General features: G+C 34.3%; 19 protein-coding genes. 13 read left to right on the top strand and 6 right to left on the bottom strand.

Annotation, left to right across the window (positions count from 1 at the left end):
* Nucleotides 1–11: 11 nt before the first annotated feature.
* Complete coding sequence (locus tag HRG09_RS06575; protein ID WP_174099960.1) at nt 12–1634, top strand: peptide ABC transporter substrate-binding protein; 1623 nt, start codon at nt 12–14, stop codon at nt 1632–1634.
* Here the strand turns inward: HRG09_RS06575 and HRG09_RS06570 are convergent.
* On the bottom strand, nt 1603–1869 hold the full coding sequence (locus HRG09_RS06570) for a hypothetical protein (protein ID WP_174099959.1): 267 nt from the start codon (nt 1867–1869) through the stop codon (nt 1603–1605). The two genes, HRG09_RS06575 and HRG09_RS06570, sit on opposite strands and share 32 nt — an antisense overlap.
* 296 nt (nt 1870–2165) lie before the next feature.
* On the opposite strand from HRG09_RS06570, the gene HRG09_RS06565 reads away from it, so the two are divergent.
* Nucleotides 2166–3320, top strand: a complete 1155-nt coding sequence (locus tag HRG09_RS06565) for an HD domain-containing protein (protein ID WP_174099958.1) — start codon at nt 2166–2168, stop codon at nt 3318–3320.
* A 218-nt stretch (nt 3321–3538) separates the two neighbouring features.
* On the opposite strand, the gene HRG09_RS06560 is transcribed toward HRG09_RS06565, so the two are convergent.
* Nucleotides 3539–3718, bottom strand: coding sequence for a hypothetical protein (locus HRG09_RS06560; protein WP_174099957.1), 180 nt, complete (start codon nt 3716–3718; stop codon nt 3539–3541).
* A gap of 185 nt (nt 3719–3903) precedes the next feature.
* Between HRG09_RS06560 and HRG09_RS06555 the strand changes: the two genes are divergently transcribed.
* Nucleotides 3904–4590 (top strand): DUF421 domain-containing protein, encoded by a 687-nt coding sequence (locus HRG09_RS06555; RefSeq protein ID WP_174099956.1) that lies wholly within the window; start codon nt 3904–3906, stop codon nt 4588–4590.
* Between the two features lie 66 nt (nt 4591–4656).
* On the opposite strand, the gene HRG09_RS06550 is transcribed toward HRG09_RS06555, so the two are convergent.
* Nucleotides 4657–5418, bottom strand: coding sequence for a DUF1836 domain-containing protein (locus HRG09_RS06550; protein ID WP_174099955.1), 762 nt, complete (start codon nt 5416–5418; stop codon nt 4657–4659).
* 260 nt (nt 5419–5678) lie between these two features.
* Between HRG09_RS06550 and HRG09_RS06545 the strand changes: the two genes are divergently transcribed.
* From HRG09_RS06545 to HRG09_RS06535, 3 genes are all read left to right on the top strand, one after another.
* The gene (locus HRG09_RS06545) at nt 5679–6128 is read left to right on the top strand and encodes a hypothetical protein (RefSeq protein ID WP_174099954.1); all 450 of its coding nucleotides are present in this window, start codon (nt 5679–5681) and stop codon (nt 6126–6128) included.
* A complete protein-coding gene (locus tag HRG09_RS06540) occupies nt 6116–6424 on the top strand; it encodes a YxcD family protein (protein WP_174099953.1) in 309 nt (102 codons plus the stop codon). The genes HRG09_RS06545 and HRG09_RS06540 overlap by 13 nt, the downstream gene beginning before the upstream one ends.
* A 282-nt stretch (nt 6425–6706) precedes the next feature.
* Nucleotides 6707–8197, top strand: a complete 1491-nt coding sequence (locus HRG09_RS06535) for an alanine/glycine:cation symporter family protein (protein WP_174099952.1) — start codon at nt 6707–6709, stop codon at nt 8195–8197.
* 213 nt (nt 8198–8410) lie between these two features.
* Here HRG09_RS06535 and HRG09_RS06530 read toward each other — a convergent pair whose 3' ends face one another.
* Nucleotides 8411–9217, bottom strand: coding sequence for an alpha/beta fold hydrolase (locus HRG09_RS06530; RefSeq protein ID WP_174099951.1), 807 nt, complete (start codon nt 9215–9217; stop codon nt 8411–8413).
* Between the two features lie 182 nt (nt 9218–9399).
* Here HRG09_RS06530 and ppaC point away from each other — a divergent pair, with 182 nt between their 5' ends.
* The 3 genes from ppaC to HRG09_RS06515 all read left to right on the top strand — a co-directional run bounded on the left by ppaC (nt 9400) and on the right by HRG09_RS06515 (nt 11495).
* The gene (ppaC, locus tag HRG09_RS06525; RefSeq protein WP_174099950.1) at nt 9400–10332 is read left to right on the top strand and encodes a manganese-dependent inorganic pyrophosphatase; all 933 of its coding nucleotides are present in this window, start codon (nt 9400–9402) and stop codon (nt 10330–10332) included.
* A 273-nt stretch (nt 10333–10605) separates the two neighbouring features.
* On the top strand, nt 10606–11070 hold the full coding sequence (locus HRG09_RS06520) for a DUF6884 domain-containing protein (RefSeq protein ID WP_174099985.1): 465 nt from the start codon (nt 10606–10608) through the stop codon (nt 11068–11070).
* A 23-nt stretch (nt 11071–11093) separates the two neighbouring features.
* The gene (locus tag HRG09_RS06515; protein WP_174099949.1) at nt 11094–11495 is read left to right on the top strand and encodes a hypothetical protein; all 402 of its coding nucleotides are present in this window, start codon (nt 11094–11096) and stop codon (nt 11493–11495) included.
* Between the two features lie 28 nt (nt 11496–11523).
* Here the strand turns inward: HRG09_RS06515 and HRG09_RS06510 are convergent, their stop codons facing one another.
* Both HRG09_RS06510 and HRG09_RS06505 read right to left on the bottom strand, forming a co-directional pair.
* On the bottom strand, nt 11524–11892 hold the full coding sequence (locus HRG09_RS06510; RefSeq protein ID WP_174099948.1) for a cytoplasmic protein: 369 nt from the start codon (nt 11890–11892) through the stop codon (nt 11524–11526).
* A 969-nt stretch (nt 11893–12861) separates the two neighbouring features.
* Complete coding sequence (locus HRG09_RS06505) at nt 12862–14124, bottom strand: APC family permease (protein WP_174099947.1); 1263 nt, start codon at nt 14122–14124, stop codon at nt 12862–12864.
* A gap of 133 nt (nt 14125–14257) precedes the next feature.
* Between HRG09_RS06505 and HRG09_RS06500 the strand changes: the two genes are divergently transcribed.
* The 4 genes from HRG09_RS06500 to HRG09_RS06485 all read left to right on the top strand — a co-directional run bounded on the left by HRG09_RS06500 (nt 14258) and on the right by HRG09_RS06485 (nt 20115).
* A complete protein-coding gene (locus tag HRG09_RS06500; protein WP_174099946.1) occupies nt 14258–15172 on the top strand; it encodes a LysR family transcriptional regulator in 915 nt (304 codons plus the stop codon).
* A gap of 49 nt (nt 15173–15221) precedes the next feature.
* Nucleotides 15222–17339 carry a DNA helicase RecQ gene (gene recQ, locus HRG09_RS06495; protein ID WP_174099945.1) on the top strand — a complete coding sequence of 706 codons (2118 nt, stop codon included), beginning with the start codon at nt 15222–15224 and terminating at the stop codon, nt 17337–17339.
* Nucleotides 17340–17361: 22 nt separating this feature from the next.
* Nucleotides 17362–17751, top strand: coding sequence for a gamma-glutamylcyclotransferase family protein (locus HRG09_RS06490; RefSeq protein ID WP_174099944.1), 390 nt, complete (start codon nt 17362–17364; stop codon nt 17749–17751).
* A gap of 279 nt (nt 17752–18030) precedes the next feature.
* Nucleotides 18031–20115 carry a TerD family protein gene (locus HRG09_RS06485; protein WP_174099943.1) on the top strand — a complete coding sequence of 695 codons (2085 nt, stop codon included), beginning with the start codon at nt 18031–18033 and terminating at the stop codon, nt 20113–20115.
* Nucleotides 20116–20255: the final 140 nt, after the last annotated feature.

Here is a 20255-nt window from a genome sequence, read left to right as displayed (position 1 = left end):
GAGGTTTTTGAATGAACAAGATTGTTCGTTTTTCATTAGTTAGTACGTTACTACTTTCTTCGTTTTTAGCTGGTTGTGGAAAAGAAAAAACGACTACAAAACCAAAAGAAGAGAAGAAAATATTGCAGTTAACAGAGACAGGGGAAATTCCATCATTGAATTCCTTAAAAGTAACAGACGCTGTTTCATTTAACGTATTAAATAATGTAATGGAGGGATTATTTAGACTTTCAAAAAATGATGAGGTCATTCCTGGGATTGCGGAAAAGTATGAGGTGAGTAAAGATGGGAAAACATATACATTTCATTTGCGTGATGCGAAATGGTCTAACGGTGATCCTGTAACAGCTCACGATTTTGAATTTGCTTGGAGACAACTTATTAATCCAGAAACAGGGTCTGAATATGCATATATTATGTATGACGTGAAAAATGCGGAAAAAATAAACAAGAAGCAGATGGGGCTGGACGAATTAGGAGTAAAAGCGAAAGATGAACAAACTTTTACTGTAGAGTTAGAGCATCCTGTGCCATACTTTACAAAACTGCTTTGTTTACCATCTTTTTATCCAATTAATCCAAAGTATGCAAAGGGGCAAGGCGATAAATATGGTTTAGAAGCAACTACAACCATATATAATGGTCCATTTACATTATCAGAATGGAAGCACGAAGCAAGTTTTACGATGAAGAAAAATAATCAATATTGGGATAAAAAAGAAGTGAAATTAGATGAAATAAACTACCAGATTGTTAAAGAAATTTCGACGGTAGTAAATCTATATCAAACAGATAAAATCGATCGTGCTGTTATTTCAACAGAATTTGTTGATAAATATAAAAATGATAGAGAGTTGAAGCAATATACAGATCCTGTCATGTATTTCTTCCGTTTTAATGAAAACGTGCCGATTTTAAAAAATAAAAATGCTCGCCTTGCGCTAAGTATGGTTTTTGATAAAAAAGGATTAGCGACTTCATTTTTAAATGATGGATCAGTACCTGCCAACTATTACGTTCCAAATGGCTTTTTGAAAGGGCCAGATAAAAAAGATTTTAGGGAAACAACGACAGAATTTAATAAAACGAATGTAAAACAAGCAAAGGAATATTGGGAAAAAGCAAAGCAAGAAACAGGAACGAATGAAGTTACGTTAGAAATGCTTAACTATGATTTAGAAAACTTTAAAAAAGTAGGAGAATATATTAAAGAGCAATTAGAAAAGAATTTACCAGGACTAACGGTGAATGTAAAACTACAGCCACATTCTCAAAAACTAGCATTAGAGAAAAAGAAAGAATATGAAATGTCATTATCACGTTGGTTACCTGATTATCCAGATCCAATGACGTATTTAGAAGTCTTTATTTCGGAAAGTGGTGTCAATAACACAGGCTATGCAAATCCAGAATATGATGCATTAATTAAGAAGATAAAGACGGAGTTAGGAAATGATGAAAAAGCACGTTGGAAAGCAATGCAAGATGCAGAAAAAATGCTTCTGGATGATGCGGTAATTGCACCGGTGTTTCAGCGCGGATTATCTTATTTACAAAAACCACACGTAAAAGATTTATATGTACATCAATTCGGACCTGCGACTAGCTTGAAGTGGGCGGATGTGAAAAAATAAAAGGGAATACGAAAAACAGGGGATTTTGAGGCGGGCAATTTGGGAAGGGGTGTATATCTTGGATTTGCCTAAAATCATAATGTTTCATTGCGAATTGTGCTTGATATAAGTACTCATACAAATAAATATGTCCACCGTGTACACCGCATAAAACTCCAGATGTCCCTTGACCGTTTACGAGAGAAACACCAACGGGTCGACCAATTAAATATTGTACTTTTTGTTGCCAGGGCATATGTGTATCACTCCTTTTAATGTAATGTACGATGCGGAGCGCTAAATGTTGCTTATCCTGTTGCTTATTTCTTAGAGATGTCTATTTTATTATCTTTCAATCTATAAGTAATGTTTAAATAGTGTGATTTACATAGAATGCCCCCTTGTTTAAATGACGGAAAATTCATGTAATATATAATTGAATTTATCCTGCTATTTGCGGGCAGTAAAAGCCCGATTCGTTCAACCAATAATCAGTGGGGATGAAGAACCACCCCATTGATTAAAGTTTCACTTTATCTTTGGGAGGTTTATATGAAATTTACAGACCCTATTTATAAAGCAATCCATATTCAAGATACAGAAATTTCAGATTTAATAAATACAAATGCTTTTCGGAGATTATCGTCAATTAAACAACAAGGAAATACTTATTTCCTACATCCTAGTGCTGTACATACAAGATTCGGACATTCTTTAGGCGTATATGAATTAATGAATAAGGTAATAAGCCATCTTACTTCTATTGGAGATATTAGAATTTCTGAGCACGATACAAAGGTGGCAACTGTTGCTGCACTGTTACACGATATTGGACATGGACCTTTTTCACACTGTTTTCAAAAAATTTCTGGAGAAGATCATGGTGAGTGGACAATAAAGATTATTGAAGAAGATGAACAAATTCGTGGCATCTTAAACAGAATTCCAAACTTGTTAGAAGATGTTGTGAAGGTGCTAAAAGGAGAAGGGGAATTTCAATTTATTGAAGAAATAATGTATTCATGGCTTGGCATTGATCAACTAGATTATTGGAACCGGGATTTATATTATTCATCATTGCAGCTGGAACCAATCTCAATTGATAACCTTATATTGACGCTGCGCTTTGTGGATGATCGATTAGTTATGGAAGAAGAAGGAATTCCGTATATTGAGCATTTAGTGAAAGTGAAGAAAAATCTATACGATACAGGATTTGGACATCCATTTGTTGTTGGGAAAGATTTGTTATTACAAGAGATTTTCCGGATGATGCAAGAAGAAAAGATTCCATTTGTTACTTCTGAATTAAAAGTATTCTTTAATAAGAGGGAAGAAGAACGACTTGTAACAGATTTCTTAGTGTTAAATGACAAGACCATTTGTAATGAGATAAAAAAACTCTCAATGAACAAAGGCACAGAGGCAGCGGCTTTAGCGCATCTCTATCTCTCCTCATCCAGCAGTTTACAATGGATGGAAGGGAAGAACCTTAACGCTAAAATAAATAGGGAAAATGTTTCAGTATTAGGCGTTATCACTGAAAAGAAAAATTATAGCTCCTATACAGGTGGTATTTTTGTAAAAAAAGATGATGGCCTATATGATATTATGCACAGCTCAAATTATATTAGAGAAATAGCTAGCCTGCCGTTAAAGGAACATACTTATTTCTTGGAGAAATCTGGGTTAATCATAAAAAAATAGAGGCAAAATTGCTCCTATTTTTTTATGATCGCATAGAGAAATGGAAAAGTGATTTTAAAAAATCGATATAATCTTTTTACTAGCAATGGCGATTATGGATAAATTCAAATACATTTCTCTAACCTATGTCATCCTCAGATTAGAAGATGGTGTATATTGATAATTCTATGTTTAATGTATAAAAAATTTATCTGTAGCCTTGGTATTACGATAATCAATTATTGATTGTTGTTAGTATTATTTTCATTTTCATTTTGTCTTTCATCTTGCTGTTTTTGTTCAGAAGGTTCTTCTGTTGGGTCTGGTTCTTGTTCATCCACACCGTTATTACAACCAAATAATAATCCTGTCGATAAAACTGTAGCCATTAGAGCGAATAAATATTTTTTCTTTTTCATGGAATGTTTCCTCCTTTTTATCAAACTGCCATTAATATTTACTTGGAAAGAGGATACTATGTAGAATTTAGGATTACTTTTTTTTCCATCGTATTTAGAGATATCGTATTTGTTTTGGTAAAATCAATAAAATTTAAAGAATGGGAGAAAATTGTACTAACATCAATTGTTAGGAGATATTAATGATGAAGCTGTCTTATTTAACACTTGAATTAGTAATTGGATTCTTTTTTTTATTTATCCTTATAAAAGTACTTGGTAAAAAAATAATAAATCAAGCTACACCATTTACATTTATTGCGGCAATTGTTTTAGGCGAGTTACTAGGAAATGCGCTATATGATGATAAGGTCGGAGTGCAATATGTTATCTATTCCATGTGTTTATGGGGAGCTTTATTGTTTGGGGTTGAAATTTTAGGGCAAAAGTTTTTAAAAATGCGCAGATTTTTTGAAGGGAAACCGGCGGTGTTGATTCGAAATGGGATAGTAAATCGCGATCAGCTTAAAAAAAGTCGTATGAACTTAAATCAGCTTCAAAGTTTATTACGACAATCCGAAACGTTTTCAATGCGTGAGGTTGCATATTGTTATTTAGAAGCAAATGGTTCACTTAGTATATTGAAAAAGTCAGCTTATCAAAAGACAACACAAGAAGACTTTAATCTTCCAAGAACGTCCGTTCATGTCCCTGTAACGATTATTAGAGATGGAGAAGTATTGCAGGATGAACTAAATGATATTGGAAGAGATGAACAATGGATAAAATTCGAACTAAAAAAACAGGGGATTACTGAATATAAACATGTATTTATTGCAGAGTGGTTAGAGGGAGACGGATTATTCGTTCAAACTTTTGATTGTAAAATATAGTGGTTTGAGATTGCTGATTATATCTTCGTATAATAAAAAAGAGGAGCATTGTATGCTACTCTTTTTTTATGGTTTCACATCTAAGTTTTGTAAAAATAATGTTGCGGATACATAGCGCTTTGCTAACATTTGTACATATGCTGTATGTACAGAGAGCGTTGCGATAATAATCGCATTGCGAATGGCTTCTCGCTGTTCATTATTGATTTGATCAAGCTTGCTTGCGATTTTATCCGCTTTTTCTTTTACAGTATTTTCAATTGTATGAATGGTATCAGTTGCGTTTAATAAACAACCACCTTGATTTAACTCTTCAAATAAAGAGGAGTAAGCGACGTATAAATGAACGGGGTTGATTAAATCATCACTACGATCGGCTGGGTCATTTACAATTAGTCTTAATAACTTACGTATAGATTCAAAGTCCAGTGCAGTTTTTAAATCTTCTACAATGAATAGTAGTGCTGCTTGTTCAATTGAGTATTTTTTTCCTTTTTGTGGTGAACCAATCATTTCTTTTATATCTCGTTTTACCCAGTTTTGCATAGCTGTTACAGAAAAACTGGTATTTTCAATTTGATTACCGAGCGCAACAATCTCATTTAAAGAAAAACCAATGTCTGTATCTTCAATTTTAATCAGTTTTTCAAAAATAGGTGAAAGAGCGGTTGTAATAAATGCTGTAACACTTTGGCCACACTCAATATCTTTTTTATGTGACTTTGCCCAAGCTTCTTGTAAAATAACGAGAGGTTTTTTTGTGTTCCATCCTCTAAGAGCAAGAAGGAGCGTCGCCATTTCTTTTCGTGTGAGATGAAATGTTTCCATCTTTTCACCTCCAAAATTTAAAAAAGTTCTTATGACCTTATAATATGTTTTGTTACTTGTAAAGTCAATTCCGTTTTTCTTTATTTTTCCTGTTTATTTAAATCGTTAATAAAGTTAAATAATGCTTGCTTATTTTAGTAAAAGTTCATATAATAGGTTCATAAGAACTTTTTATTTAAGTTTAAAACAAATCTATCATTCTTATTTGAGAGAAAGATAGATTTCACATATATCTATAGTAAAAGGAGAATGGATATAATATGTTGAAAAAACTCGTTACAGTAATGACTGCATTCATGGTTGTTTTAGGAGCTAGTAGTTTTGTATTTGTAGATCATGCAGCAGCGAAAAGTTATAAATCTGGTAAAAAATCATTTACACCAAGTTCGGGGCAAAATTCAAAAGTGGATTTAAATAAGAAAGATTCTAATGTGAATGCACAGAAAACAAACCCTGATACAAAAACAAAAGCATCAAACACAGCACCAAAGAGTAATAAAGGAAGCTTTATGAAAGGTTTATTGCTCGGTGGTCTTGGTGGATTACTAATGGGAAGTTTATTTGCAAACATGGGAGCACTTGGTTCTGTATTAGCGTTTATGGTAAACATGTTAGTAATGGCTGGTATCGTAATGTTAGCGATCCGAGCGTTTAAATATTTTAAAAACCAACGTAAGAAACAGGCGGAAGAAGCAACATGGAGACGATAAAAATTTCAGAACAAGAGCTGATAAATGCATTATGCGTATACATTGCAGAAAAGCGTCAAGTTGGTCCAGAAGAGGTATTAGCTGAACTGATGTATGATGATGACTATGGTTTTTCTGCCGAAGTAGAAGTAAATGGTCGCAAACAAATTTTAATTCAAGCAAACTTAATTGAAGCACTTCGCTTATGGCTTGATAGGGAATACAATGTCAATCCATTTGCGGTAAGATTACAGCTTGAGTTAGATGACGAAGAAGGTATTATCGCATTAGCGAATTTAAATAACTCAGATGAATAGTAAAAGGGAGTTGTTGAGAGTAATCTCGGCAGCTCCTTTTTAGCATGCGCATACTCACTTCAATTACTTCATATAGTGATTTTTTGAACCATGAAGGAAGTAACGCTTAAATATTTATGTAAAAAAGCAATAACACTTCAAAAATATTTTTACACGGATGTGTAAAAATATTCTGTTCAGATAAATGCATGATCTTTATCCCGAATTAAGTATTCACAGATTTATTATAGGTTGGTATGTGAATTGCATGATGAAGTGGTGAAACTATTTAGGGGGGATTGGATGGAGAAACTAGTAGAGTGGTTAGTTGGACAAGTTTGGAGTATTGGGCTAGTCATTTTCGCGTTAGGAGCAGGGGTATTTTTTTCGATTGTTACTCGTTTTTTGCAAATTAGGTATTTTAAAGAAATGATCAAGTTATTGTTTGAAGGGAAGACTTCAGAGACAGGAATATCATCATTTCAAGCTTTTTGTTTAGCTTTATCAGGGCGTGTCGGAATCGGAAACATTGCCGGTGTTGCAACAGCGATTGCCTTTGGAGGGCCAGGAGCTGTTTTTTGGATGTGGGTAATGGCTTTATTAGGAGGAGCGAGCGCTTTTGTCGAATCGACCCTTTCTCAATTATACAAAAGTAAAGTGGGAAATGAGTACCGAGGCGGGACACCTTACTTTATTGAAAAAGGTCTAAAGTTAAAATGGTTCGCTATACTTGTTGCGATTGTTGTTACTCTTTCATATGGCATTTTATTACCGGGAATTCAATCAAGTAGTATTGCGGTTGCATTTGAAAACTCTTCAAGTGTAGGTAAAAATATTACAGGTATTTTATTGGTAGTATTACTTGCAGCTATTATTTTTGGTGGTGTTAAAAGAATTGCCGGCGTTTCACAAGCGCTTGTACCTTTTATGGCAATCGGATATGTAATCGTAACGTGTATTGTATTATTTGCAAATATTACTGAAATTCCTAGTATGTTTGCCCTTATTTTCTCTAGTGCACTCGGGATGGATCAAGCTTTTGGAGGAATTGTAGGTGCCGCGATTGCTTGGGGAGTAAAAAGAGCTGTGTTTTCCAATGTCGCAGGTGTTGGAGAAGCGACGTATAGCTCTGCAGCAGCTGAAGTATCGCATCCAGCTAAACAAGGGTTAGTACAAGCGTTTTCTGTTTATATTGATACGATTGTAGTTTGTACTGCAACAGCACTTATGATCTTGATTACTGGGATGTATAATGTCATACCAGAAGGGAAAGCTCCAATTGTTCAAAATATGGGGAATGTTGAAGCTGGTCCTATCTATACACAGCAAGCTGTTGAAACTACATTACCAGGTTTTGGCCCATTGTTTATATCGATAGCTATTTTTTTCTTTGCGTTTACAACGCTATTAGCCTACTACTATATTGCAGAAACTACACTCGTTTATCTTGATCATAAAATGAAGTTGCATTGGTTAAAGGCAGTACTAAAGGTTGTTTTTTTAATTATGGTTTATATCGGAAGTGTCGAATCTGCTTCTTTTTTATGGAACCTTGGTGATTTAGGGATAGGAAGTATGGCTTGGCTTAACCTTCTCGCAATTTTACTTTTAACAAAACCGGCTTTAAAAGTGTTGAAGGATTATGAAAGTCAGAAAAAAGAAGGGAAAGATCCGGTGTTTGATCCTAGAAAAGCAGGATTTGAAGGCATTGAATTTTGGGAAGAGAAGTGTAAAGAAATAGAAAGAAATCGTGCTAAGGAAAAAGTCACGATTGATCAAAGTGTAAAGTTCTAATTCTGAAAATTCTTTCTATTCAAAAGGACTTACAATTAGAGAACAAAGGTATGTTTACCTTTGTTCTCTTTGTGTTGGATTTTTTATAAATCCACTGATATTCACTGGAATAGGTAATGCCGATATAACAAAAAATTAGCTGTGAAAGAAAATGGTGTACATGTATTTACTATACAAATAGATGGTGATTGGACGATTGAGATGAAATTTCAACTATGAAAGTGATTCAATAAAAGCATGTAACACATTATTGAAATCATCAGGTTCTTCTAGAAATGGACAATGACAGCTGTTTTCGAAAATAACAAGCTTTGAATTATGAATATGTTCATGCAAATGTTCTCCCGCAGCCACTGGAATTAATTTTTCTTCTCTGCCGAAGCAAAGTAAAGTTGGCTTGGTGATTGTCTTTAAGTCTTCACGGTAATCCACAACAGATTGATCAAATAAAATCGCACTCGCAATAGATGCTGGAACTTTTGTAACTTCTTCAAGCATCCAAGTTGCATCTTCTGTAGAAAGGGGGTTTTTAAACATGAGAGGAATAAATCCCTTTAGAAATTCAGTTTGATTTGTTTGCACTTCTCTCATGAAATGTATAAGTGTTGGGAAATCAAAGGCACCGATGGGAAAATCAGGCCATTTAAAATCCGATGCAAGTTCATCTACAATAACAGAAGCTTTAATATTTCCCTCTCCGAATTGCTTTATATATTCCCATATAACAAATGCCCCCATTGACCAACCGACTAAGATAACATCTTTTAAAGATAAACTTTCTATAAAATCATGTACATCTTGGGCATAGTTTGCAATCGTATGCCCAGTTTCAATATGAGGAGAGCGCCCGTGACTTCGTAAATCAATTGAAATTGCACGATACTTTTCACTAAAATAAGGGATTTGTTTATGAAAAAACCGGCTACTCATCCAAACTCCGTGAATAAAAAGAATGGGCGTACCTTTTCCTTGATCTTCGTAATGTAGATCCACACCATTTTCAAGTTTTATAATAGGCATAATGGAAAACCTCCTTTTCATGATTTTATTCCATATTTCAAACTTTTTTCCTCTTATATAGGAGAAGTGAGATGTTTTTTGTGTAAATAGAATCGAAACTTAATTTTATTTATAAAAAATGTGTTTAAAATATTGTCATATTTGCTTCTTTAAGATATCCTTTTCATGAAGAGGTGGAAATCATGGAAAAAGTACTAGTTTTCGGGCATAAAAACCCAGACACAGATGCAATTTGTTCTGCAATTGCTTATGCAGAGCTGAAAAAAGAATTAGGAATGAATGCTGAGCCTGTACGTTTAGGTGAAATCAGCGGTGAAACTCAATTTGCGTTAGATCATTTTAAAGTAGAAGGACCGCGTTTTGTTGAGACAGTAGCAAACGAAGTGGAAAACGTTATTTTAGTTGATCATAACGAACGTCAACAAAGTGCTAACGATATCGAATCTGTTCGTGTGTTAGAAGTTATCGACCATCACCGTATTGCTAACTTTGAGACAAGCGATCCTTTATACTACCGTTGTGAGCCAGTTGGTTGTACAGCTACAATCTTAAACAAAATGTACAAAGAAAACGGCGTTGCAATTCGTAAAGAAGTTGCAGGTTTAATGTTATCTGCAATTATCTCAGATTCTTTATTATTTAAATCTCCAACTTGCACAGAACAAGACGTAGCTGCAGCTCGTGAATTAGCAGAAATCGCTGGCGTTGATGCAGAAAGCTATGGCTTAGAAATGTTAAAAGCTGGTGCAGATTTAAGTGGTAAAACAATGGAGCAATTAATCTCCCTTGACGCAAAAGAATTCCAAATGGGCGATGCGAAAGTTGAAATCGCACAAGTAAACGCTGTTGATACAAACGACGTTCTTGTACACCAAGCGGAATTAGAAAAAGTAATCTCTGCAGTAGTAGAAGAAAAAGGTTTAGACCTATTCTTATTCGTTGTAACTGATATCTTAACTAACGATTCTGTTGGTCTTGCGATCGGTAAATCAGTACAAGCTGTTGAGAAAGCTTACAATGTATCACTAGAAAACAACACTGCAACATTAAAAGGTGTTGTATCTCGTAAAAAACAAATCGTTCCTGTATTAACAGAAACGTTCCAAGCTCTATAAGAGTAACTTTGGATGTAAAAGAACAAGCAGACTATATAGTCTGCTTGTTCTTTTTGTATTTAGGAAGCATACAATTTCAGATATTTAGATCTGTTATTTTCATATTTTCATTTAGGGATAATAGAAATGGTGTGGGGAGAAAAGGAAAACCTAATGTTTTTATCTATGAATGAAAACTGCTATGATTTTATTGTATCACATACTGAAATTAATAATAAAAAATATGAAATAGATTATAGGAGACCGAAAGGGAGAAGAGGTAAGAACGTTACGATGAAAAGACTATGTATTATTCCATGTGGAAAAAAGAAAATTTGGGATAAGTACTCCGAGAAAGGACCGACTGAGGCGAAAGATGTATACATTAGTCCATTCGGTAAAGCATGTCAGGCGTATGCGTCTCAATTTTTTACACATTGGGTTATTTTATCTGCAAAACATGGTTTTTTACGACCGACTGATATTGTACAAGAAAACTATGATCTTGCTTTTGATTCAAAAAGCGATGAAATTATTCATATAGACGAACTAAAAAAGCAGATGGTGGATAAAGGACTACTAAAATTTGATGAAATTGTTTTGCTGGCAGGAAAGAAGCATAAGAAAGTCGTGACGAAGTTATATCCAGAAGAGATGATTTCTTATCCATTAGAAGGTTGCACGGGAATTGGATATATGTTGCAGAGGTTGAAGGTAGCAGTTGAAACGGATACAGAAATTAAAAATATAGACTTATAAAAAATAGATAAGGAGATTACTATATGCCCTATAAAAATGAAATTGATACATTATTATGTATGCTTGAGCGATTAGAAACAAACAAAGTGGGAATTTTAGATATCACAGACGAAATGCAACCCGTTTATATATTTTTAAGAGAGCAGTTTGAAGAAGGGCAACTCGGCTACCGTGTAGGAGGAATAGACAATGAATCTCTTATAGGAAATGAAGAAGGGGATTGGAAAGATAGTTGGTTTGTTATTGGATACGAAGAATTAATGGCCGATCCCTTTTTTGTGGATGTGAAAGATGAAAAATTCCCAGTGTATACAGCCGAGCATGGCACTGGCGCATGGGAGCCGCTTTTACACAGTGATTCGCTAGAAGAATTTTTAGCAGAATTATCGTATCGAGATGAGGATGATTCATATATTTATGAATAACAGGGGGACTATTGAAGTCCCTCGCTAATTACAGTTTCGCTTTATAATGAATAACTTCCTCCATACGACTTCTAATCTCTTTAACGGGCGGTTTTTTATCATATACATCAACATATGAAAAATGATAATTTAAATTTCTAACAAGACCTTTTCCAATTTTTTCACTTAGGAAAGGAAATACTTGTCCGGTGTAGTCATCAAGGGATTTGCAGTAGTATTTTTCATCCAAATAAATACTGTATTTACATGTTAGTTCTACTAATGTATTCCCCTCATAATCATATACATCTTTAGATTCAATAATGTCTATTAGTGCAAATCTATCATTAAGATAAACTTTTTTCTTCTTTTCAGGCTTATTAGAAAGAATAAAAGCGAGACCTAGTGCATTAATCAATACGTTTCCTCCTACAAATGTAAACAAAGATATTAATAAAATATCTTGATACATGTTAAATGTAAAGAGAGAAGGTGACTGGTAAAAGATTACTGTAAATATGACTAAAGGATTACTAGTGGGACAAAACGTTATAGAGTTGGATTTATGTAGGATTTTTAGGGGAATATTCTTAAGTACATTTTAGAAAATTTAGTTGAAGTAGATGTTTAAAGTGAATATAAAAGAAATGAAGCCCTGTAAGGGAAGTTACAGGGCTTCGTAAGGGTATAGTCGAGAATATCGGAATCGACAAAATAATCTTAACATGAATTTCTTGGAAAGAAACCTGGTAAATGTGTCCAAATGAATGGGGGCCTAGTTCGAAGTATATAAGAACCCTTTCAAACAAAGTCAAAGAGACCTACTTCCCGCGGCAGGTCCCTTTAACTAGATAATGTTGATGAGAATAACCCATCTGGAGTACTTTAATCATAACAATTGAAATTGATTTTGTGTATTGAGAAAAAAATAAAACTGTGATGTGAATTTGTTTGCTTTGTATCAAATTTCTTTATTATGGTGTTTTGTACTACTTATGTATTGGATAATAGAATAAAAAAAGACCTGCAAGTAAAAAGCAGGTCGTAAGAAGGGGATCTAATCCAACAGATTAATTAGATGTTATCAATTGTGATGAATGAAGTCCATAAGTTATATATTGAGAAACTTTGTATGGAAGATATTAACGCTTTTTTACTTTGAAAAAGATGCTAAAAAGCTTTTTGTATGAAAATAAAGGTCGATACTTATAAAGAGATTCATATTTCCAATCATCGCAATTAGGAACTTCGGGTTGTTTATTTGAAGAACGAAAACGAATTAGATTATTGTTACGTTTCATAAATAAACCTCCATTCATTTGATGCGGATATATTATGGAAATGAATGTGTAATTTGTGTGATGAATCGTTTTAATGATTTCTTTCATTATCTTATTGAAATTTCCTTTTCATAAGTATTTGATCTGTTTTTGAAGTACTGTACCCAATAGAAAGCAACTAGTATTCCGATACTTATTAAAATCCAGATGGAAGAGAAAGAGAGAATGATAAGGAAACAGACAATTAAACTTAAGGAAAGAACTTTGTTAAATAGACCTGTTAATAATTTATATGCTGCAAAGATTCCACAAATGGCATTACAGATAAAGAAAGCATTTGCAATAGCTACGATTTTTTCCACTGTAATGACATTGTTATACAGGCAGATAAAGACAACGGTATGAATGCTGATTAATAAAAGTAAAGAAAAGCTGGGTACATTCGATTTCGTACGATATGAAAGTTTAGATAATTTCTTTATATATTTCGCCTCAGAAGCGATAAGACGTGAGACACCGCCAACAACTAATAAATATGTACTCATGCAAAGTACAGTAGTAATAAAGGCAATAAGAGAAGCGGCAAAATCCCCAAATAAAGTAGCTAATATGGATGTTATTCGTAAGTCTTCTTGATTTGAACTAGGAATTTCAATCCATTGTGTGGCGCCTGCTACGACAAGACAAACAATCGTTACAGTAATTGTACTTATCGCAATTGCTTGTGGAATTGTTTTCTTTCGATTTTTGACATCCATACTGTAATTCCCGATAATCTCCCAACCTACTAAAGCCCAAAAGAGCAATAAAATACTATATCCAAAATCTCCAAAAGAAAAAGGTGTTTGAAATAGTTGTTCTGATCGGAAATGAGGAATAGAACTCATTCCACCGCTTAGTAAAAGAACGGTTGCAGCTGTTGAAAATACAAATGATATTTTTCCAATAGATGATATATCTAATAATAAAATTAATACACAAAGGCTCATTAAAAGAAAACCAATTCCCTCTAACGGAAGTTTAAAGTTTGAAAACAAAGCTGCTATATATTGACTGGCTGTCATAAGAACAGCCGTAGGTCCTAGACAAGCCGCTATGATAAAGAAAATAGAAGTTAATTGTTTCATGGAAGGTCCAAAAGCTTGATCAACTGCATGTGCAACTCCAGATTCACTAGGGAAGTGAATGCTTAACTTACCAAACAAGGAAGCAAAAAGAAATCCAACTCCCATAATAAGTAACCAAGCAATAATGGCATAATCTCCTGTTGTTTTGTAAATAAGTGGGGGGAGTAAAATAATTCCTGATCCTAAAATGGGACCAATAATTAAACCACTGAGAAGTACTGGCCCTAATTTCTTCTTTCTCATATTTACACACATCTCCTTTTGAAAAGTTAAAATATTGTGTTGGTTTTATTGTAATGGGAGTATATCTATCAGTAAAATAGATATATATGAAGTTAATAATCGGAAATCATGATGTTAAAGTGGGGAGATTGAAGTGGAGATTCGGCATTTGAAAACTTTTAAAACAATTGTTGAGTTAGGAGGATATACACGGGCAGCTGACTATTTAGGATATGCACAATCTACTGTAACAGGGCATATTCAATCGATTGAACAAGAAATGGGACAGCCTTTATTCAATCGTTTAGGGAAGAAAATGGTGTTAACAGATGTAGGAAAGCATTTACTGCCTTATGCAAATGAAATGATTGCTTTGTCTGAGAAAGCAAAACAAATTCCAAGCGCAGATAATGAGATTACTGGAAAAATTGTAATTGGTGCTCCAGAATCATTAACAATTTATCGATTGCCTTCTATTCTTCATGAATATAAAAAGAAGTATCCAAAAGTAAAAATCACATTAAAAGCTTCAACGTGTAGGGAATTGCGAAATGATTTAAAGAGTGGAAATATAGATATTGCTTTCCTCTTAGACACCGAGCGCCATGAAGAGGATTTATATATCGAGCAACTTGTTATGGAGCAAATGGTGTTTGTTTTTCCGAAAGATTACACTGTGAGACAAACAGATTCGCAAAATGTCCAATTTTCTCAAGAGGAAACTTTTTTGTATACAGAACGTGATTGTAGTTACCGAGCATTTTTTGAACATTATTTACAAAAACAAGGCATCCAACATGAAAGTACATTTGAATTTTGGAGCATTGAGGCAATAAAACAATGTGTAATGTGTGGATTAGGGATTTCTTTATTACCAATTATTACGGTCCAGCAAGAGTGGAAAGATAAGAGATTAAACGCTGTTATTTCAAATGAAACAAAGTTTGCAACACAACTTGCGTATCATAAAAACAAATGGTTTTCTCCAGCCCTGCATGAGTTTGTAACGGTTATACGTAAGCATGCGAAGGTATGGAGAGAAGTAGAGAGTACAATGACTTCTAAGTAATGATATAATACTAGTAGATGAAAGACTAAGAAAAGCAGGTGAATTTTTTTTGTTTACAAAAGCACAAGAACTTTTAGCGTCCTATTTTGGTTACTCGTCATTCCGCAGAGGGCAAGATGAGACAATTAAAAATGTATTGGATGGAAAAGATACCGTTTGTATTATGCCAACAGGCGGTGGTAAATCAATTTGTTATCAAATTCCGGCATTAGTATTTGAGGGAACGACATTAGTTATATCGCCGCTTATTTCACTTATGAAAGACCAAGTAGATACGTTAGTACAAAATGGGATTTCAGCTACATATATTAATAGTTCTATTTCAATTACAGAAGCCAATCAACGAATTCAATGGGCGAAACAAGGTCATTATAAGCTCTTATATGTGGCGCCAGAGCGTCTTGATTCAATGGAATTTGTGGATCAATTAATTGATATGAAAATACCGATGATCGCAATTGATGAAGCACACTGTATTTCGCAGTGGGGACATGATTTTCGCCCAAGTTATTTACATATACATCGCATATTAGACTACCTTCCAGAAAAACCACTTGTACTTGCGTTAACAGCGACTGCAACACCTCAAGTGCGTGAAGATATTTGTCGTGCGCTTGAAATTAATCAAGATAATACAATTATGACAACGTTTGAACGGGAAAACTTATCATTTTCAGTGATTAAAGGGCAGGACCGAAATGCCTATTTAGCAGATTATATTCGTCAAAATAAAAAGGAATCTGGAATTATTTATGCAGCGACAAGAAAAGTTGTGGATCAATTGTATGAAGATTTATATAAAGCAGGAGTTTCAGTTGCACGCTATCATGCAGGAATGAATGATCATGATCGCAATGAACAGCAAGAACGTTTTCTACGTGATGAAGTAAGTGTTATGGTAGCGACATCTGCATTTGGTATGGGAATCGATAAGTCAAATATACGGTACGTGATTCATTATCAACTTCCAAAAAATATGGAAAGTTATTATCAAGAGGCAGGACGTGCTGGCCGTGATGGGTTAGATAGTGAGTGTATTTTGTTATATTCTTCTCAGGATGTACAAGTGCAGCGTTTTTTAATTGATCAGTCTACCGGGGAATCACGTTTCTCAAATGAACTGGAAAAACTACAACATATGACAGATTACTGTCATACAGAACAATGTTTACAATCATTTATTCTAGAGTATTTTGGAGAAGAACCGAAAGAAGATTGTGGTCGCTGCGGGAATTGTATTGATGAACGTGAGAGCGTTGACGTTACGCGAGAATCACAAATGGTATTATCTTGTATGATTCGAACAAACCAACGATTTGGAAAACAAATGATTGCGCAAGTGTTGACCGGATCAAAAAATAAAAAAGTGATTGAATTTAATTTTCATACGTTACCAACTTACGGCCTTTTATCCAATCGTAGTGTAAAAGAGGTAAGTGAGTTTATAGAGTTTTTAATTTCAGAAGAGTTAATTGCGGTGGAACACGGGACGTATCCAACCTTAAAAGTAACCGCAAAAGGGAAAGAAGTATTACTTGGAAATGAAAATGTGTTACGTAAAGAAAGAGTGGAAACAAGACAAATTGTACAAGATCATCCACTGTTTGAAATACTTCGTGAAGTGCGGAAAGAAATCGCACAAGGAGAAGGCGTACCACCGTTTGTTATTTTTTCTGATCAAACTTTAAAAGATATGTGTACGAAAATGCCACAAAGCGATGCGGAACTTTTACAAGTAAAAGGGATTGGGGAACATAAACTTGCGAAGTACGGTTCTCACTTTTTACAGGCAATCATTCATTTTATTGAACAAAACCCTGATTACGCTGAAACGGTTAAGACAGAAGTTGTTACGGAACGAAAAAAATCTGGGAAAGCATCAGCAAATTCTCACATAGAAACGTATGAAATGTATAAACAAGGAACGGAGTTAAGTACGATTGCAAAAGAACGAGGTTTATCACGTCAAACTGTGGAAAACCATTTAATTCGCTGTTATGAGGAAGGTATGGAAGTAGACTGGCCAAGTTTTGTTCCAGCAGAATATGAATCTCTTATTGAATCGGCAGTACAACATGCAGAAGGTGGATTGAAATCTATTAAAGAACAACTTCCTGATGAAGTGAGTTACTTTATGATTCGTGCTTATTTACAAATGAGAAAATAAAGAGTACGAAGGGGGTAGGGAAATGTACTATGTTTTTGTTTACGGTACATTAAGAAAACAACAGGAAAATGCGCATTATTTACATGGGGCAACAAGTATAGCTGAAGAAGCATGGACTTATGGAAAACTCTTTGATACAAATGAATGTTATCCGGCAATGATTTGTACAAAAGAGGATAAAGTATATGGAGAAATGTATGAAGTAGATGATGAAATTTTAAAGAAATTAGATGAACTCGAAGAATATACAGGGAATACAGAGACGGATTTGTATGACAGAATTACACAAACAATTTATTTTGAGAATAAAGAAATACATGCATATGTATATACGGCACAGAATAAAAAAATGTTACAGAAACCAATCACTTCTGGCGATTGGGTAAAGTATAAACATGAAATAGAAATGTAGCGAAAGTGTTAGAGGGAGGATTCAATCATAGTAATCCTCCGTAAAGCTAATAATCAGAAAGCATCTTTACTTGGCAAAATAATTTGCATCTTGTATACTATATTTGCACAGGCCATCACGCTCCTTCCTTCTACTCACTCTTTGGAAATTAGGGGTGTGGCTTTCTTGTGCATTTTATTTTACATACTAACTTTGAAAATCAGGAACGGCTTTTTGCAAATAGTGGCAAAAGAGTTAGTCCCTGATTTTTTTATTTTTACATATAGAGGATGATAAAAATTGAAACGATGGAACAAAATGTATTTGAAACAATCAAAAGTAATGCTTCCGGAAGGGAACGGGTCACTTCCTGCACCAATACTTGCTAGTGCACTGAAGAATATTCATAGCCTAGGTTTTACTTTTTCATCTGAGCTGTTGCAGGCAATAGAATTACTAGCAATAGAGGAGTTTCTGCCGTGGTACCAAGATCTATTATCTCTATTAGAAGAGAGAGTAGGTAGTCATGTCACATATAAACCTTTTTATCCGAATTTTCCAGAAGAGGTGATGGATGAGGAGGAGAGTCAGCTTTATATAAATGCGATTTTGCATTATTGGTTTGGAATAAGACCAGACACAATAAAGATAGAGCGACCGCCTTTTGCAGAAAAACATGAATTGCGAGTATTGTCACTTGGAACATTTTCAGGCTTTTTAAGCACGATAAAAGAACGTATAGCTGCCAATAGTAATTTATCCCAAGATTATAAAGAAGATATAAGTGAAGTATTAAAAAACTATGAATATTACTATGAATTATTACCAAGTGAAATTCCTTACCATGAAAATAAAGCTGTGGTATTAAGTACGCTTGTAAAGTATCGTGATGTATCGTTTAATCTAATTGCTCCTTACATACAAACATGTACAGATGTGCTGCGGCTTATTGTTGCATACAGTGAAGGTGATGTAAGTTTAGCAACTCCAACAAAGTTTCAAAGAATACCAAGGAAATTACGTCGTCTATTTTTATCTTGCATAGAGAAATGTGGAGATTCGCGTGAAGATATGGTTCGTCATAGAGAAATGTGGAAGCGTGTAGCAAAAGAACTACACCCTTTTCAATATAAAAAACGATATCCAAAAGCTTGTGCGGCATTTCATGTTGTCGTGAATGATATGCGAATTCACACGTACCGAAGTGAAGTAGAAGCATTATTAAACGAAGGGGATATTACAAAAGCTGCTCAAGTTTTAGCTTCACGTCCTGGTGAATTCGGAAGACGGTTAGATCAATTTTTGCGCCGAGGTGATATAAAAGAAATTTTATCACAATATAGTGCAATAGCCACTCGAATCAGCACGCCTGTTCTACTGCAAATACACTCACATTTTCAAAATCGTGTTGACCAAAAGCCGATGCGTGTCTTTTTTCCAAAAGGAAATATAGCAAACGTATTTGCAAGAGAAAATACACTTCCTCTACTTAGTGAGAATGTATGCGGACGGGTAGTGGAAATTACTGAAGAGGCATTGTGTACACATTTTCAATCACTTCCTTCTTTAGGAAGAGTATATGTGGATCCAAATTTAAAACAATATTTGGTTCCGTTTTCTCAACGTTCTGCGAGTAAAAGTTTGCGGACACTCGTGCGAGGTAGTGTTGAACCAATAGCAAATGGTCATACACTTCGTTTCTTTTTATATTGGAGCGAAGGGATAGTAGATGGAAAGAAAACGGGTCGAGTAGATATTGACTTATCAGCTGTTTTATACGGAGATGATTGGAACTATATGACGCATATTGATTACACGGCTCTTAAATCAAATTTATTTCAAGGTGCTCATAGTGGGGATATTACATCTGCGCCAAAAGGAGCATGTGAATTCATAGACTTAGATATACAATCGATTCGAGATTGTGGCGGAAGATATGTTGTAATGAACGTTTTTTCTTTTACAGGACATTTATTTGCAGAATTGCCAGTTTGCTTTGCAGGCTGGATGTTGCGAAGCAAACCGCAGTCAGGAGAAATATTTGACCCACGAAGTGTGATAGATCGCTTAGATTTAACAAGTAACTCGACAATTTCAATACCAATTATCTTTGACTTAAAGGAAAATAAAATGATATGGGCTGATATCGAGTTAAAACAGTACCCGATGTATGCGAACAATGTGGATGGTAATGAGAAAGGAATTGTACTAATGGGGAAAGCTTTAACATCTTTAATGAAACCACATTTATATGACTTATTCATTCTACATGGAAAGGCTCGTGGTATTCTTGTAGATAAGAAAGAAGATGCTGATACAGTGTTTTCCGTAGAGACCGAAACAATGTTGCAACATGATATAATTATGTCTGAATATATGAAATGAAAATAATGTTTTATTCAGATTAACATCATTTTTATAAAAGAGGCAAAGGATTCACTCTTTGCCTCTTTTATATTTTAGAAAATTCTTAATTAAACTATTGACTTTGTAAATGTATTTTTTATACAATTATATTTCGACTG

Origin of the sequence: Bacillus sp. Xin1, from assembly GCF_013314535.1 — a bacterium.
Classification (GTDB): domain Bacteria; phylum Bacillota; class Bacilli; order Bacillales; family Bacillaceae_G; genus Bacillus_A.
The sequence above is the reverse complement of the archived record's forward strand: the minus strand, read 5'-3'. Positions and strand labels throughout refer to the sequence as shown.

Bases quoted from the DNA above. Each gene is read 5' to 3' on its own strand.
- HRG09_RS06550 (WP_174099955.1), bottom strand. From the start codon at position 5,418: ATGGAAACATTTCATCTCACACGAAAAGAAATGGCGACGCTCCTTCTT.
- HRG09_RS06530 (WP_174099951.1), bottom strand. From the start codon at position 9,217: ATGCCTATTATAAAACTTGAAAATGGTGTGGATCTACATTACGAAGAT.
- HRG09_RS06520 (WP_174099985.1), top strand. From the start codon at position 10,606: ATGAAAAGACTATGTATTATTCCATGTGGAAAAAAGAAAATTTGGGAT.
- HRG09_RS06540 (WP_174099953.1), top strand. From the start codon at position 6,116: ATGGAGACGATAAAAATTTCAGAACAAGAGCTGATAAATGCATTATGC.
- HRG09_RS06535 (WP_174099952.1), top strand. From the start codon at position 6,707: ATGGAGAAACTAGTAGAGTGGTTAGTTGGACAAGTTTGGAGTATTGGG.
- HRG09_RS06560 (WP_174099957.1), bottom strand. From the start codon at position 3,718: ATGAAAAAGAAAAAATATTTATTCGCTCTAATGGCTACAGTTTTATCG.
- HRG09_RS06565 (WP_174099958.1), top strand. From the start codon at position 2,166: ATGAAATTTACAGACCCTATTTATAAAGCAATCCATATTCAAGATACA.
- HRG09_RS06570 (WP_174099959.1), bottom strand. From the start codon at position 1,869: ATGCCCTGGCAACAAAAAGTACAATATTTAATTGGTCGACCCGTTGGT.
- HRG09_RS06575 (WP_174099960.1), top strand. From the start codon at position 12: ATGAACAAGATTGTTCGTTTTTCATTAGTTAGTACGTTACTACTTTCT.
- HRG09_RS06505 (WP_174099947.1), bottom strand. From the start codon at position 14,124: ATGAGAAAGAAGAAATTAGGGCCAGTACTTCTCAGTGGTTTAATTATT.
- HRG09_RS06555 (WP_174099956.1), top strand. From the start codon at position 3,904: ATGAAGCTGTCTTATTTAACACTTGAATTAGTAATTGGATTCTTTTTT.
- ppaC (WP_174099950.1), top strand. From the start codon at position 9,400: ATGGAAAAAGTACTAGTTTTCGGGCATAAAAACCCAGACACAGATGCA.
- HRG09_RS06545 (WP_174099954.1), top strand. From the start codon at position 5,679: ATGTTGAAAAAACTCGTTACAGTAATGACTGCATTCATGGTTGTTTTA.
- HRG09_RS06515 (WP_174099949.1), top strand. From the start codon at position 11,094: ATGCCCTATAAAAATGAAATTGATACATTATTATGTATGCTTGAGCGA.
- HRG09_RS06490 (WP_174099944.1), top strand. From the start codon at position 17,362: ATGTACTATGTTTTTGTTTACGGTACATTAAGAAAACAACAGGAAAAT.